At 59.0% G+C, this 15,620-nt stretch carries 13 protein-coding genes and 2 tRNA genes; 10 read left to right on the forward strand and 5 right to left on the reverse strand.

Features of this window, described 5'->3' with window-relative positions:
* Window positions 1-9: 9 nt before the first annotated feature.
* The 4 genes from GX444_11760 (at window position 10) to GX444_11775 (ending at window position 7,160) form a co-directional block, all read left to right on the forward strand.
* On the forward strand, window positions 10-2,946 hold the full coding sequence (locus GX444_11760; protein NLH49262.1) for a sulfatase: 2,937 nt from the start codon (window positions 10-12) through the stop codon (window positions 2,944-2,946).
* Between the two features lie 104 nt (window positions 2,947-3,050).
* On the forward strand, window positions 3,051-4,538 hold the full coding sequence (locus tag GX444_11765; protein ID NLH49263.1) for a hypothetical protein: 1,488 nt from the start codon (window positions 3,051-3,053) through the stop codon (window positions 4,536-4,538).
* Between the two features lie 129 nt (window positions 4,539-4,667).
* Window positions 4,668-5,627: an SGNH/GDSL hydrolase family protein gene (locus GX444_11770; protein NLH49264.1), complete on the forward strand. Its 960-nt coding sequence runs from the start codon at window positions 4,668-4,670 to the stop codon at window positions 5,625-5,627.
* Window positions 5,628-5,666: 39 nt separating this feature from the next.
* Entirely contained in the window at window positions 5,667-7,160 is a 1,494-nt protein-coding gene (locus GX444_11775; protein ID NLH49265.1) for a glycoside hydrolase family 5 protein, read from the forward strand.
* Window positions 7,161-7,167: 7 nt separating this feature from the next.
* Here GX444_11775 and GX444_11780 read toward each other — a convergent pair whose 3' ends face one another.
* Entirely contained in the window at window positions 7,168-8,868 is a 1,701-nt protein-coding gene (locus tag GX444_11780) for a hypothetical protein (protein NLH49266.1), read from the reverse strand.
* A gap of 110 nt (window positions 8,869-8,978) precedes the next feature.
* Complete coding sequence (locus GX444_11785; GenBank protein NLH49267.1) at window positions 8,979-9,317, reverse strand: cupin domain-containing protein; 339 nt, start codon at window positions 9,315-9,317, stop codon at window positions 8,979-8,981.
* A gap of 98 nt (window positions 9,318-9,415) precedes the next feature.
* On the opposite strand from GX444_11785, the gene GX444_11790 reads away from it, so the two are divergent.
* Complete coding sequence (locus GX444_11790; protein NLH49268.1) at window positions 9,416-10,633, forward strand: hypothetical protein; 1,218 nt, start codon at window positions 9,416-9,418, stop codon at window positions 10,631-10,633.
* Between the two features lie 281 nt (window positions 10,634-10,914).
* On the forward strand, window positions 10,915-11,712 hold the full coding sequence (locus GX444_11795) for a hypothetical protein (GenBank protein NLH49269.1): 798 nt from the start codon (window positions 10,915-10,917) through the stop codon (window positions 11,710-11,712).
* Window positions 11,713-11,789: 77 nt separating this feature from the next.
* Here GX444_11795 and GX444_11800 read toward each other — a convergent pair whose 3' ends face one another.
* Window positions 11,790-12,470, reverse strand: a complete 681-nt coding sequence (locus GX444_11800) for a class I SAM-dependent methyltransferase (protein ID NLH49270.1) — start codon at window positions 12,468-12,470, stop codon at window positions 11,790-11,792.
* 220 nt (window positions 12,471-12,690) lie between these two features.
* Between GX444_11800 and GX444_11805 the strand changes: the two genes are divergently transcribed.
* Window positions 12,691-13,251, forward strand: a complete 561-nt coding sequence (locus GX444_11805) for a nucleotidyl transferase AbiEii/AbiGii toxin family protein (GenBank protein ID NLH49271.1) — start codon at window positions 12,691-12,693, stop codon at window positions 13,249-13,251.
* Complete coding sequence (locus GX444_11810; GenBank protein ID NLH49272.1) at window positions 13,238-14,161, forward strand: hypothetical protein; 924 nt, start codon at window positions 13,238-13,240, stop codon at window positions 14,159-14,161. The genes GX444_11805 and GX444_11810 overlap by 14 nt, the downstream gene beginning before the upstream one ends.
* Before the next feature lie 49 nt (window positions 14,162-14,210).
* Here GX444_11810 and GX444_11815 read toward each other — a convergent pair.
* Window positions 14,211-14,284, reverse strand: a tRNA-Glu gene (locus tag GX444_11815).
* Between the two features lie 34 nt (window positions 14,285-14,318).
* Window positions 14,319-14,391, reverse strand: a tRNA-Lys gene (locus tag GX444_11820).
* A 195-nt stretch (window positions 14,392-14,586) separates the two neighbouring features.
* Between GX444_11820 and GX444_11825 the strand changes: the two genes are divergently transcribed.
* Together GX444_11825 and GX444_11830 are read left to right on the forward strand one after the other, a co-directional pair.
* Entirely contained in the window at window positions 14,587-15,054 is a 468-nt protein-coding gene (locus GX444_11825; protein ID NLH49273.1) for a ferritin family protein, read from the forward strand.
* A 23-nt stretch (window positions 15,055-15,077) separates the two neighbouring features.
* Window positions 15,078-15,575 carry a ferritin family protein gene (locus tag GX444_11830; protein NLH49274.1) on the forward strand — a complete coding sequence of 166 codons (498 nt, stop codon included), beginning with the start codon at window positions 15,078-15,080 and terminating at the stop codon, window positions 15,573-15,575.
* Window positions 15,576-15,620 lie beyond the last annotated feature (45 nt).

Raw genomic sequence — 15,620 nt, forward strand, 5'->3', positions numbered from 1 at the left:
GCGGTGACGATGAATTGGCGTGAGCGATGGACGGCCGCGAAGGCGAACAGCCGCTGGTGGGTGTTCGCCGTGGCGGGCGCGTTCGCGGTGTTGAGCTACCTTTTATTGAAGAGCCATCATCGGCTGATCAGCCTGAATTACTGCTTTTACGCCTGCGGCGCCGCCGCGCTGTACCTGGCGGTGCGTACTTTCATTCGGCCGCGCAACCTGTTGGAGCGCTGGGCGTTTACCCTGGCGCTCGCCGTCCTGGTCATCGGCGCGCTGTACCAGGTCACCGCCGTGCCGCTCGCCCGGATGTACGACCGGGGCGTCATCCGCGCCTGGAATATGTATCACTACTACCTCGGCTCGAAGTACTTCGCCGAAGTCGGCTACACCGAACTCTATCCGCAGACGATCGTCGCCGATCGCGAAATGAAAAACCGCCTGCGCAACGTCATGCGCTTGCGCGACATGACCGATTACGAAGTCCGTTCGGTCGAGGCTCTGGTGCCGGACGAGCCCCTGCCCGCCTTCACGCCGGAGCGTTGGGAACAATTCAAACAGGATCTGGCGGTCTTCATTCCCATGGCTTCGCCGCGGATCTGGCAGCAGATCGTTCTCGACCGCGGTTACAATCCGACGCCGTTCTGGAACTCGGTCGGCCACGTGTTCAGCAACGCCTTCGACATCCGCCGGCGCAGCCAGTTATTGCGGGCCACCTCCATCGACCTGGTTTTGTACGCGCTCCTGTTCGTCGGGGTTTGCTGGGCTTTCGGCGTCGAACCGGCGCTACTGGTGCTCCTTTGTTTTGCCTTGTTGCCCTTCAACCTGCCGCGCCTGATCGGCGGCTATATCCAATACGACTGGATCGCCGCCATCACCCTCGGCGTTTGTTTCCTGCGCAAGCGCTGGCCGATCGCCGCCGCCGTCAGCCTGGGTTACGGCACCATGGCGCGGGTTTTTCCGCTGATTCTCGCCGGGGGCCTGGCTTTCCCCGCGTTGCGGCAACTGCTCCGCGAGCGACGGCTCGACAAGTTTTACTGGAAATTCGCCATCGCCTTTTTCCTGTTCTGCGTGGTCGGGTTGGGCATCGGCTCCCTTTCGAACAAGGGCTTCGGCGCGTGGCTGGAATGGAAAGAAAAGATCGCCACCCACAACTGGGAAATGACCTTCGGCGAGGGGCGAGTCGGCCTGAAACACCTGTTCACCCACCGGTTGGGTGACAACGATTTCGAAAAAGGCACTGCGCCCCGCAAGTCGGTTTATCGCCGGCAACAGGGGTGGTATTACGCGGCGGCGGCGCTTTACCTGGTGCTGTTCCTCGCGGCGGTGTGGCGGCGCAGCCGCTTGAACAGCGTGCTGCTTTCCTCGGCCGTATTTTTCATCCTGCTGGTGCCTTCGCATTATTACTGGTCGATTCTGGCCTTGTTGCCGCTCTGGCGAACCGATCGGGACGGCCCGTGGCAGCCGGCCCTGGTGCCCTCGCTGACCGCCTTCCTCGTGCCGGCCGGTTGGTATCTCAATGCCCAAACCCAGAGCCATCAATACGCGCAATACATCCGCTTCGACGAATTGCTCGCCTGCTGCTACCTGGTGCTGTTCGTTTACCTGCTGGCCGTCAATCTGCGCGACACGGGACTGTGGGCGAAGCTTACCGACAAGCTGCCGTGGCTGAAAAACCCCTTCGCCAAATCGACCGCCGCGCCGACCGGCGTCCTGTTGCTGCTTCTCCTGCCCCTGCTTGCCGTGACGCAAACCGGCTGCGCGAAAAAGGCGGACAAGCCGCGGCCGAATATCTTGCTGATCGTCGTCGACACCATGCGCGCCGATCACGTCGGCGCTTACGGCTACCAACGCCCGACCACCCCGGCGATCGACCAACTGGCGAAAGAAGCCACCGTGTTCACACGGGCTTACAGCCACAGCCCCTGGACCATGCCGTCGGTCGCCTCGATCCTCACCTCGCTGACGCCGCGCGATCACGGCATCATCAAGTGGGAACAGCCCCTGGAGGAACGTTTTCTGACCCTGGCCGAATATCTCGCCGGGCACGGCTATTACACCGCGGCGTTCGTCAGCCACGTCATTTTCGAACCCGAATACCACTACAACCAGGGCTTCGATACCTACGATTATTCCGTGATGGAGAAGGGCGAGCCCGACGAAATCAGCACCGCGAAGGAAATCAGCGACCTGGCCGTCGCCGCGCTGCAAAAGAACACCTACCAGCCCTTTTTCATGTGGCTGCATTATTTCGATCCGCACAACGATTATCTGCTGCACGAGCCCTACAATTTCGGCGGCCAGCCCATCGATTTGTACGACAGCGAAATCCGCTTCACCGACGAGCAGATCGGCCGGGTTTTCGCCAAGCTCCAGGAACTCAAGCTCTGGGACGACACCGTCATCGTGGTCATGGCCGATCACGGCGAGGAGTTTTACGAGCACGGGTGGCGCTACCACAGCCGCACGCTTTACGAGGAATTGATCCACATCCCGCTGGTGATCCGCGTGCCGGGCTTCAAGCCGCAAAGGTTGCCGACGATCGTCGCCGAAAGCGACGTGGCGCCGACGCTGTGCCGCCTGGCCAAACTGCCGGTTCCCAGGGAATTCAAGGGCAAACGAATTCAGTACAAAAAGCCCTTTCTCTCCGCCCCCCGGTTTACCGATCGGGAAAATCGGGTCGTTTTCGCCGAGACATTTCGCTATGGGCGGAAACAAGGTTTGGTTTTCGAAAACTGGAAGTACGTCCACGACCTGAAAACCAGCCGTTTCGAAATGTTCGACTTGCAAGCCGACCCGCTCGAAAAGAACAACCTGGCCTACCAGCAGATGGATCTGGCGAAAAAGTTCAAGGAACAACTCAACGCTTTTTACAAGGTGGGCCGCGCGAAAATCGAGGAACACGAGCTGTCCGATGCATTGAAGAGATCGCTCGATAGCCTGGGCTACCTCAATCAATGAAGCGAATAGAACGCGGGAGGGGCTTGCCAGTTGCCCCTGACTTGGTTAAACGTGCCAGATCAACGATCGATGGAGCGATCCAAGCCCACTCAAGGGGGATATCCATGACGAAATGGCGTTGGCTAAGACCGGCTTGGTTCACCTGCCTGGTGCTGGCGATCCTGATCGCCTTCGCCTTCTCGACCGTCGCGTGTGACAAATCCGCGACGACGAAGAAAGAGCACAAGGCGGAGAAAAAGCATAAGAAAAGCGAAAAAGCCGAAAAGAGCGAGAAAAAGAGCAAATTCGAAACCCCGCTCGATTTCAGCACCCTGCCCGACGATTTCCCGGCGGCCATGAAAAAAATCCACGCCGCCCTGAAGTGGTCCGACCGGAAAAACGCCATGACCGGCGAGCCGCCGGCCGACGTCACCGACGTCCGTCCTTACATGCAACTCATGGTCAACCGGGACATCCTCTCCAAGACCTTCGAACTCGGCGACGGCTTCCTGGTCCGCAATCAGAAGCCGGCGGGCAACTTCAATTATATGTACGACTGGCTGACTAAAACCTGGGTCGCCGACGACAACCAGGTCCGGCAAGGCGGCGCCCTGTGGGGCGTGGCGTTGTGCCACAAATACAAACCGGCCAAGGAAAGCAAGGCCGCGCTGGACAAAGGCATCAAATATTGGTTCGACCAGACGATCCCCGGCCCCGAAGGCTCGCTGACCGTCAAGTACCAGAACGACGCCAACACCGAGACCGGCACCGTGGCCCTGATCGCCCTGTCGATCATCGAATACCTCCAGGTCGAGAAGAACATCCCCGCCGCCTACGAAAAGGAATTGCGGGCCAAGCTGACCGGCTACCTGCACTTCCTGCGCTGGATGCAACTCGACAACGGCCACTTCTCCGAATCCTTCAATCTGGAAAGCGCGAAGCGGAAGGACAAATCCAGCCCGTATTTCGACGGTGAAGCGATGCTCTGCCTCTGCAAGGCCGCGCGCTACCTCGATTACAAAGACCTGATCCCGACGATCGAAAAAGCGGCGCGCGCCACCGCCGAGGACTACACGGTCAAAGCCTGGAAAAGCGATCCGGATTCCGCGTTGACCAAGGGCTTCTATCAATGGGGCAGCATGTCCTTCGTCGAATACTACGAGTCGAAATGGAAGGACTATGAGCTGTTCGGCGACACCACCCAGGCCCTGGCGTGGTGGATGGTGCACACGCACGACACCATGAGCCGGCGTCGCAACCACGCCTACGCACTGGAAGGCCTGATCAGCGCCTATCGCATTTCCAAGCTGCGCAAGGACGTACCGGCGATGACCGACCTGCTCTATGTCATCGACCGGTCCATCTACAAGCTGACCAGTTGGCAGATCGGCGGCCCGCTGGAAAACGTCAACAAGTTCCTCGTCGACAACAAGACCAACGACCCCGTGGCGCTCGGCGGCATCATGAACGCGGCCAAGGCCTATCCCGACAAGGCCCCGAAAAAAGGCGACACCCGCCACGAGCTGCGCATCGACGTCACCCAGCACCAGATGCACGTGGTCACCCTGGCGTTGACGCACGTTTATCCGCCCGACGAGAAAGCCAAAAAGTAGCCGTTCACCGGCTCCACGTCCGGCAAACCAGGCCCCCCGCCCCGGCGGGGGGCTTTTTTATTTCGCCACTTGTTGGCCGCCCTTCGAACCGGTTAAATAGTAGCCATCTCGATGCAGGCGAGGTTGGCCATGCGGACACGAATTCTTTTACTGGCAATTATCGGATTGTTGCTTATCGCAGCCGGCGCTCCGGCCGCGCCCAAAATCAACGTGATTTCCGTCGGCGACAGTTGGGCCAATCAGTGGTGCGAAGACCTGCAATGGGTGATTCTGACTCACGGCGTCGCCGCGAAGGTTTGGAATTTCGGCATCTACGGCACGACCTCCACGATCTGGGCGTCTCCCGGCGCCTTGCTGGAAGTGCAACTGCACTTGCTCGACCATCCCAAAATCGATTGGGCGGTGGTCAGTCTGGGCGGCAACGACCTACTCGACGGCTATCTGCTGGGCGGCTACGGCGAGGCGGTTTTCCCGATCGTCGAGGATTCGATCCGCGTGGTGATCGACGGTTTGCTGGCGATTCGCCCGAATTTGAGGATTTCGCTGAACGGCTACGATTTCCCCAATTTCGAGCACACCCTTGAATGCATCCTGATGGGGCAGGCCATGCTCGGCGGCAATACCTATGATCAAAACCTGCTGATCGCCCGCCTCACGCAAATCGCCGCGGATATCGCCGCGGATTATCCCCAGGTCTATTGCACGGAGCTGCTCGGCACTTTGCAGGAAGCCGACGGCGTCCCGAATCCGCCGAATTATTATCGGCCCTCCCCGGCGCGCTTCTACATCGAAGACGAATGCGTGCATCCGCGCGGCGGCGGTTATTGGTATCTGATGCAGCGCCTCTACGACAACTTCTTCGAGCCGCTCAACGTCGCGGACGATGACGATGACGACAACGACGATGACAATGACGACAATGATGATGACGACAACGACAATGACGACAATGACAATGACGATAACGATAATGACAACAATGATGATTGGGCCGACGACGATAACGACGACAATGACCACGACACCGTGGACGACGATAACGACGACAACGACGATGACAACGGCGACGACGGCTCTTGTGGCTCTTGATGCCGAGTCATTGCGACGATTGTCGATGGAGACCACCAGATGAAATGTAGGATGCTGACGCTGCTTCTGCTGTTGCTGACCGTTTTACCGCTCGCCTGCGCGTCGGATGACGATGACGACCACGATTCGGATTCGGAGCCGACACCGGACGACGACGATGATGACAACGATGACGACAATGACAACGACGACAACGATACCGGCGATGATGACGATGATGACAACGACGACAACGATGACAACGACAACGACAATGATAACGATGACGACAACGACGACGCCTCGCCGTCCTATTTCCCGCTTTACGACGAAGCCGGCCGCGAGCTGATCCTGCACGGCGCCAATTTCATGGCCGTCGAAGCCGCCGGGTTGCCCATCGACTACGAGCGCATGCGCGACGATTGGGGTTTCAACGTCGTGCGGATTCTCATCACCTGGTCGGCGCTGGAACCAGAACAAGGCGTCTACAACTACGACTACCTGCCCACCCTGGTCGATCCGCAAATCCAGTACGCCGCCGACGCGGGGGTCAAGGTCATTCTGGACATGCACCAATACCACTGGTCGTCGTGCTGCGGCGGCATGGGCATGCCCGACTGGACCTGCTCGGACCTGGGCGAAGTGCCTTTCGAGTGGCTGCTGCAATCCGGCCCGTTCTGGAGCAACGAAGCCTACCTCGACGCCTTCGTGGCGCTGTGGGAATACGTGGCGGAGTATTACGCGGGCGACGACCGGATCATCGCCTACGATCTGTTCAACGAGCCGATCGCCGGCCTGCGGACCCTGCCCTGGACGATGGACAATCAACTGCTGCGGCCGCTCTACGAACGGCTGATCGCCTGGATCCGCGCGGTGGACCCGGAGCATTACCTGATGATCGAGCCGGCGATGATCAGCGTCGCCGGTTTTCCGTGCGTGATGGACCGGATCGAGGCGGACAAGCTGATCTACGCCCCGCACCTGTACCCGGGCATGATCGCGGAAGGCGGCGATTACGACTATCCGCGCGCCTGGATCGAAAAGCACCTGGGCAAGCGCGTCGCCGAAACCGCGCGCTTCCGGACGCCGCTGCTCATTGGCGAAACCGGCCTGAAATCCTCCGGCGCGCACGCCGAGCAGTACGCCCGCGACAGCATGGAAATTCTGGACCAGCCGATGGCGCACTGGACCTGGTGGGCCTACGGCTACGACGACGATTCGATGGGCCTCTGCCTGCTGTCCGGCGAACCGAAGGAAATCTTCCTGCGGCACCTGTCGCGGCCCTACCCGCGCGCCACGGCGGGCCACCTCGGCGGCTACGACTTCGACGTCGACACCCTCACGTTCACGCTGAATTTCACCAATGACGAGAAAGCCGCGCCGGAGACCGAAATCTTCGTCAACGCGGCTTATCATTATCCGGACGGCTTCACCGTTTCCTCGACGGACCCGGAAAGCGGTTGGAGTTATGCGTGGGACGCGGACGCGCAATTGCTGACGGTGACCGCCGACCCGGCGACCGCCGCGCACACGATCACGATCGCGCCGCAATGAACCCGGGCTATTTGTAGACCACGACCCAGGACGTCAGCACGATATTGGCGCCCTCGGAAGGATACGGCTCGCCCTGGTAGAACGCGTAATATTCGAACGTGTTGTCCGCGCCGGTCGTCACCTGGCTGGTCACGTCGATCATCACCATTTGCACTTCCTTGCCCGGGCACCAGCCGTCGCGGCCGTACCACCACGTGCCGTATTGGTTGGGCACCGTGCCCTCGTCCACCAGTTCCATGCAGCCGTTGCTGTTGCCGGCCTCCGGGAACTCGCGGAGGTTGTCGGTGTCGTTGACGACGAAGTGGTGCTCCGTATTGCAAAACTCCGCGCAGTTGCCTGGCTCCACGCCGCCGTGGCCGGTGATGACCGTGGCCAGTTGCACCTGAACGGCGTCGGCCGGGATCGCCACTTCGATCGGCGCGTAATTGGTGTTGTAATCGGGATTGAACGCACCGCCCGAGAAGAGGTAGGTCGACGACACCGGCCGCACTCCCTTGCCCTGGGTCGAGAAGCGCAAATCGAGCTTCACCTCGTAGGGCTGCGACGTGAAGAACGCCAGCCGGCGCTGGCCGCCGCCCGCCAAAAGCGGCAGGATGCCGCTGATGTCGTGCACCCAGCGGCCCTCGCGGTGATAGGTGGTGATCCAGCGGCCCAGCTCGACGTCGCAGGTGTCGGGGTCGACCTCGTCGCACAGGTACAGGTTGACGATGTAATCCCAGGCCGGGCAGTCGCCGTATTCGCCGTCGCCCACGCAGCCCAGGTACAGGTCGAGTTCCAGCGTGTCGAAGGTCGCCATCGTCGTCGCGTCGGGCAGCGTCACGTCGGCGTAACCCGTGCCGCTCGCCCAATCCTCGGTATCGAACACGTGGACGACCGTCGCGTTTTCCGCCGCCAGCCGGTCCTCGCGCTCGGCCTCAAAGTTGTAATAGACCGGCTCGTTCGCCGCCATCTTCATGTTCGGTGCGAACCAGCCCATCCCGGAGTCGAAACGGTTGTAGTCGGCGTAACTGCCGATGTAGCGGATGCGCTGGAAGCGGTCGACGCCGACGCCCCACTTCGGGCTGTACATCAGCTCGCCCACCCAGCCCGGCAGATCCTTCGCGTACTCGGTCACGTAGTGGATCCGGCGCGCCCAGGTCGCGGCTTCCTCGGCCGGCAGCGAATTGACGTATTCGTCCACCTGCGCCTTGAGCGCGTCCAGTTCCGCCTGGCGCTCGGGAGCGTCCGGCTCGTAGGAAAGGTAGAACACCTGGACGTTGGCCGGCAGCGCCATCAGGAACGGCGCGACGTCGCGGGCCCACAGGTCGATCGGCCAGCCCTGGCATTGGCGCGGCAGATCCTGAATGAACAGATAGGTCTCGCAGCCGGTGAAGTTTTCCTTGAAGTTCCAGTCGCCGGCGGTCGTCGGCAGGGTGAGGTCGGCGGCCGTCGCGTAAAGGGCGCTGCTGTTTTCGGCGTCCACGAACTCGCGCACCGGCAGTCCGAGTTCCTCGCAGGAGAATGCCGGCGGGGAAGTATCGTCGTCATCGTCGATCGTGGTGTCGTTGTCGTCGTCGGCGTTGTCGTCGTCGGCCGGCGATTGATCGTCGTTGTCGTCGTCGTCGTTGTCGTTGTCATCATCGTCATCGGCGCAACCGAAAACGCCGCCCAGAAGAAACGACAGAAGAAAAGCCGCCGCGATCGTCAACCAGATTGTTTTCTGAGTCATGGTGGTCCGCCCTTTCCCGTTGGTCACATCCGCTAACCTTTTTAGCCGAGCCGGCGTCTTTCGGAAAGGGCATCCTGGTCGGCCTGGAATTGGAATCCGCGCCGGGGGTTTCAGCCGCGGATCATAATGAGCAGCATTTTGAACCGTTCGGGGGCCTGCACCGAGTGGGGCGCGTGCGCCGGCATGAGGACGGTCTGGCCGGCGGCGGCGCGGATCGTTTTGCCGGCGATGGTGAGCTCGCCCCGGCCTTCCAATACTTGCACCACGGCCTCGAAGGGCGCGATGTGCTCGCTCAGGCCCTGCCCGGCGTCGAAGGCGAACAACGTCAGGTTGCCCGCGTCGTTGCGGATCAGGGTTTTGCTGACGATGCCGCCGTCCTGGTAGGCCACCAGATCGGCCAGCGAAACGGCTTCCGCCGGCGGTAGTTGCGAGGTCGCTTGCTGGTTCATGGTCGTTCCTTTTCTTCATCGTGGTCGCGAACTATAATCGCACTATAATCATTGCGTCGGATCGCCGCATCCCGCCGACCCGTCCGGGGAGTATAAATATGCGCGCCTGGGCTTTTCTGACCGCATTATTGCTTATTGTGGCGACATTCTTCGCCTGTTCCTCTTCCGGCGACGATGACAACGACAGTGGCGCCTCGGACGATGACGATAACGACAATGACGACAACGATGATGATGACGACGATAACAATGACGACAACGATTCCGTGGACGATGACGATGACGACGACGATGACGACAATGATGATGATAACGACGACAACGACAATGACGATGACAATGACGACAACGACGACACCTACGTGCCGCCGTCTCCCGTTTACGGCTATTACCAGGAAGGCGGTCCGGGCTCCTGGGATTGGCTGACCGCGCAATTGCCGGTTTTCGCCGCTGACGGTTTGACCCTCTTCCTCGGCATCATGGACACCGACCTGGGAACCGACGGCCTACGCGATTTTCTGCTGGCGGCTCAAACCGCGGGGGTCGAGGTTCGGGCCTGGGTGCTCTTACCCTACGAAGACGGCTATTGGGCGAATGAAATGAATGCCGAAAAATTCGCCGCCGAGGCGCTGGCCTATGCCGATTGGTTCGCCGCCGAGGGGCTGCCGGTCGAATGGATCGTCGTCGACATGGAAATGGACATCAACCGCATCAACCAGCTCAACCAGTACGTGCAAAACGGCCAGTACCTCGAGGCGCTCACGCTGCTCCTGGCCAACTGGAACCCGGAACGCTTCGCCTTCGCCGTCGATGTATACGCCCAATTGGTGGCCGACCTGAACGAGCGCGGCTTCCGCACGATGGTCGTCACCTACCCGATCGTTCTGGACGACCTGGCCGACGGCGACGCCTCGCTGCAGGATTTGCTGGATGTGCCGATCTCGGGCGTGCCATGGCACGAGGTCTCGACGATGGTCTATTCCTCGACCTACGAGGAATACCTGCCGCTCGATTTCACCGCTTACTTCGCCTACGACTACGCCCGCGCGACGGTGGAATATTTCGGCGACCGCGCCTCGATCGCGCTGGGCGTTTCCGGCCAGATGACCGACCCGCAAGTGCTCGCCGACGAGATCGCGGCTTCCAAGGCGGCGGGCGTCGAACGCATTCAGGTTTATTCCTACGCCGGTTCCGCCGGCCACGCCGATCCGGATCTCTGGCACGCGACCTTCACCGCTCCGGCGCAAACTCCGCCGCCCGATTTCCCGACCTGGCTGGTCAGAGAGGGCGGCCGGCTGGTGGACGAGCTATTCTGACTCCGGCGCTGCCATTCTTGGCCGGCCAATAACACGAATTGATAAAAATGACGGCTCGCCAGCGTCTGATTGTTATTTCATTCAGCACAATAGTTGAAAAGATTTGGATTATTCCGGCCGAAAATAGAATAAGCACCTGCTTTATTATCCAGGTCAGTTCAGAAAAATAATCCCGATAAAATTCGTGTGAGAGAATAGGCTCTCGCACTTTTGGAAAGTGGTTTCAGTCCGGGCGGACTGAAATACCACTGCATTGCAACCCGATTGCTTGGAGGTGAAAGATGTCAAGTCATATCGCCAGATTCCCGGAATACGATGCCATCGTCAGTTCGAGCGGCGGAGATTACACCTCGATTGCCACGGCTCTGGCAACGGAAGGCACCGGCAAACGCATTTATGTCTGCTCCGGAACCTATTCCGAGACGGAAGATGTGATGCCTTTAACGGACCAATCCATTCATTTCGAAGAAGCGGATGGCGGTGTGATAATTGATTTGGACACTGATAAAAAATTTCTCATGACCAATGCCTCTGATATTACCCTCGCCGGTCGATTAAAAGTGACCGGGACAGGCGATTCCTCCCTTTATTACTGTTTGTTTAGAGTTATCACCAACGTCAGCAGGATAAATGCCAGTAAATGCAAAATTATAATTCAACCCACGTTAACAACAGGATTAACAAATCATTTTTGTCCAACGTATTTCATGGCAGATTATTCCTCTTGGGATCTTTCAATCAACGATTGGAATATCACCGGTGCAGCATCGAAAAACGCTCAAGGTATCAGCATTAATTCTAAATTTAGTTTCTATCGAGTTTTGATCGACACGTACACCTATGCGATCACAACAAGTGGCTATCTTGATGGTTTGGTCCTTGCATCGGCAAGTGCTTGTTATAATTCAATTGATATTATCGTAAATAGCGTGACAACAACAGGAATTACTGGAAGAGGACGAGGAATTAATATCGTTTCCGGTGCTAGTTATAATAGCATTCGTGGAGTTTCAAGAAACTGTGATATTAACCTACTTGATTCGGGAACCGGGAATAAAACAACCGATTTAGCTACTTGACACATTTATTATATAATATTTTTTGGCGGTTTGAGCTTCAAACCGCCATTTTTATTAATGATGAGTTGGTTGTCGAGCTATTCTGACGGGGAGTCCGTCGATGACGGGCGGCATAAAAAGGCCGGCTCGTTTTTCAGGCCGAAATACGCCAGTTCATCTTTACCGAACCGATCGACGGCGTTGAAGGTTTCCACGCGAAAACCGGCCTGGGACAACCGTTCGACCACGTCCCGGCCGTAGTACCGCACATGGTCCGCCTGGCCGAAATCCTTCTCGCGCGAGAAAGCCGGATTTTGCGACGCCTCCGCCTCCTCGATCGTGCGCTCGCCGCGCAGCGGCACGATGACGATCGCCCAACCGTCGGGGCGCAACACCCGCCGCATTTCCGCCATCGCCCGGCGATCGTCCGGAATATGCTCCAAAACATGGCTGCACAGAATTCCGTCCACCGACGCGTCAGGCAATTCCAGACGGGTGATGTCCATGACGCGCATGGCGGCTCCCGGTGTCAGATCGACGGATAAATAGCCATCGCCGAGCCTTTCCCGCAAATGGGTCGAAAGGCATTTTTCCGGCGCGAAATGCAGAAATTGTGTGTGTGTGTGTGTGTGTGTGAAGGCGACAGCAACGAATAGTGCCGCAATATTTGCCAAACCAACCGATGCCTCTCCAAGGAACCGCAATGCGGGCACTTCGCCGGCCGTGGTTTCAAACCGAAAGGCGCGAATTTTTCCGCTTCCTGGCCGCAGATGATGCATTTGACCATCGCCGTCTCCACTGCTTTTGAATTAGTTTCGGTCAATTGCGGATTTAAGAAAAGCGCTTTTCGATGCAGAAAATCCGCTCGACCCCAACCGGATTCGAACCCGTGTTACCGGCCCAGGAATCCGGAGAGTGGTATCCACCGAGTTAAATTAGGTACTTTACATTCTCGTTTCGAGAGTATATATTTCCCGTATGAATCTGGACCAACCACTGATGGAAAAGGCTCTGGCGACCTTGGGCGCGGTCCTGAAAAGCCGTGGACTAAGGTACGAACTCGTCATCGTGGGCGGCGGCGCCCTGATGCTGCTCGGCGTCATTGCGCGCGCCACCAGGGACATCGATGTCGTGGCTTTGGTTCAAGAGGGGCGTTATCTCGGCGCCGATCCCCTGCCAGAATCCTTGGTCCGCGCCGTCCGCGACGTGGGAACGGTCATGGGTCTCGACGCGGGCTGGATCAACCCGGGACCGACGGACCTCCTGCGCTTCGGGCTGCCGGCAGGTTTCGAAACGCGCCTGATCGATCGACATTACGACGGACTGCTGCTGCACTTGATCGGGCCTCACGACCAGATCTGCCTGAAGTTTTATGCCGCGGCGGATCAAGGTCCGCGCAGCAAACACCTGGACGACCTTCGCCGGTTGACCCCCTCTCGACGGGAGTTGCGGCAGGCGGCCTCCTGGGCGCGAGGGCACGATCCCTCACCCGGCTTTCACTCCCTGACCGAACAGGTATTGGCGGCCTTTGAATCGGAAGAAAACGATGGAACCGCTTAGCAACCGACTACGGGAGCAAATCCTCGACCTGCTCTGGCGACTCTGGACCGAAGTCGGGGTTTCCGGTTGGAGCGAGGGCTATCCGGACGGCGCGATCGATCCAGAGCCGCTCGTCCTTTTTACCGTCGCGCTCGGGGACGCCGACCCGCGCCTGCGCGACGAGGCAACGGATTGGTGCATCCGCTACGGTCACTTTATTTCGGGTACGCGGCTACGAAATTTGCTGACCCGGGAAACCGCCTCGACCCAAAGGAATTTCGGAGAATTCGCGGCCACCGTGGCGGCCCATTCAAAACAACGTTGGCCCGGCGCGACACGCGCCCGCCGCTACCGGCCGACCGGACGTTCCCGCACGCCCGATTTTTCCCGGCCCTCCTTGATCATCCCGCGATTGCAAGCCTTGTTCGGCGTCGGCGCGCGGGCCGAAATAGCCAAGGTGTTTCTTTCCCGACCCAATGAGGCTTTTTCCGCCGCGGACCTGGCCGGCGAAACCGACTTCACCAAGCGAAACATCGCGACGGCGCTGGAAAACCTCCGGATGGGCGGCCTGTTGGAGGCCCTGCCGGTCCGCAATCAACTTCATTACCGGCAAAAATCGCCGGATGCCCTATCCCAATTCGTCGGTTCGCTGCCTCGCGCTTTTCCCAAATGGCCGGGGATTTTTCAGGTGCTGGGGATGCTGCTGGAAACCGCATCAAAAACGGAAAAGCTGGCACCGCTGGTTCGGGAAGTCGAGGTCAAAACCGTCGTCGGTAAACGGACATCGGAAACCCGCGCGGCCGGATTGCCGGCGCCGCCGCTCGACGCCTCGGGACCCGCCTTCTGGCCGGCCTTTTCGGCGTGGACGTTGGCCGTGATCGCGGCACTGGATCACCCGGCCGAAAAATCGGCAGAAAAATTCACCGGGTAATTAAAAAAATCAGGCGGTCCGCCAATCGAACCGCCTGAATCTTCTGCTTCGACCCCAACGGGATTCGAACCCGTGTTGCCGGCGTGAAAGGCCGGTGTCCTGACCGGGCTAGACGATGGGGTCAATTTGTCAATGTCTCGCGGGCCCTCGGGACCGTTGAGTCGTCTGGGACTCGAACCCAGGGCCTACGGATTAAAAGTCCGTTGCTCTACCAACTGAGCTAACGACTCCCAAAAGAGTGGCAGGATTCTATGGAGGCGACCTACCCTTGTCAAGCATCTTTCGGCAAAAAAAATCTTTCGTGAATTCCCCTCCTTTTTTATTTGTTCGCGGCCGCGATCGGGCGCTTTTTTCACCCGGCGCCTTATGCTATGTTGTCACGCGTTTTATTACCGGCGCAACGAGGTCATGGGGTCGCGGAAACGATGAACATTAAAAATTTGCTGATTGAAGCGGTCAACCGTGAAATCGGTTCCTATGAATTGTATCTGCATCTGGCGGGAAAAATCCAAAATCAGGAAGGGGCGAAAACCTTCGATCACCTGGCCGAGGACGAGGAAAACCACCGCCGCATGCTGGAAAGCTGGTGGCAGGCGCGCTACAACGAGCCCCTGCCCGTCGAAAACAAAAGCTTCGAAAAAAGCAAGCTCAAGATCGACACGCAGAGCGGCGCGGTCGACGCCCTCGAACTGGCGCTGGCCCGCGAAAAATCCGACGCCACGCTCTACGAATCGCTCGCCGGCCAGGCGACGAACGCCGACCTGATTCTGCTCTGCAAGGAACTGGCGGCCCAGGAATGGGGCCACTTCGCCACCATCCGCGCCGAGATCAACGCCATCACCGGCGATTTCTACTGGTTCGACATCGGCCACGCCAGCCACGTGGAGGACTGACCGGACCGACAACGGGAGGAACCATGGCGCAGTTGTACGCAGGCTTGACGGTTCTGGAAATCCTGGGCATCGCGATTAAAAAGGAACTCGGCGCCGCTCGCTTCTACCGCCGCACCGCCGATCAGATGGTCAATCCGCTGATCAAAAACCGCTTCCTCGCCCTGGCCAAGGACGAGCGCATGCATCGCGCCATGCTCGGCGCCGAATACAAGCGCCTGACCGGCGAGGCGAAAGAGCCGCCGCTGCCGAACCTGGAATTCCCGAAAGACGAAGAATACGATTTTTCGAACTTCGCGGTGGAGGACGCGCTGCAGTTCGCGATCCGCGCCGAGCGCGACGCCCAGAAGTTGTACGCCGAGGCGGCCCGCGCCAGTCGCGACCCGCGCGGCAAGCGCCTGCTGGATTACCTGGTTGAATTCGAGAAAGGTCACGAACGCCAACTGCGGGCCGAATTGGACTTCTATAAGAAGTCACCGTTGTGGTTCGAGGACACCGAAGACCTGATTCATGTCGGTCCCTAGAAGATTGTCGTCCCGCATGGCGCAAAGAAACATGGCGGCTTATAT

The sequence above is a fragment of the Myxococcales bacterium genome, assembly GCA_012517325.1.
In the GTDB taxonomy this organism is placed as follows: Bacteria; Lernaellota; Lernaellaia; order Lernaellales; family Lernaellaceae; genus JAAYVF01.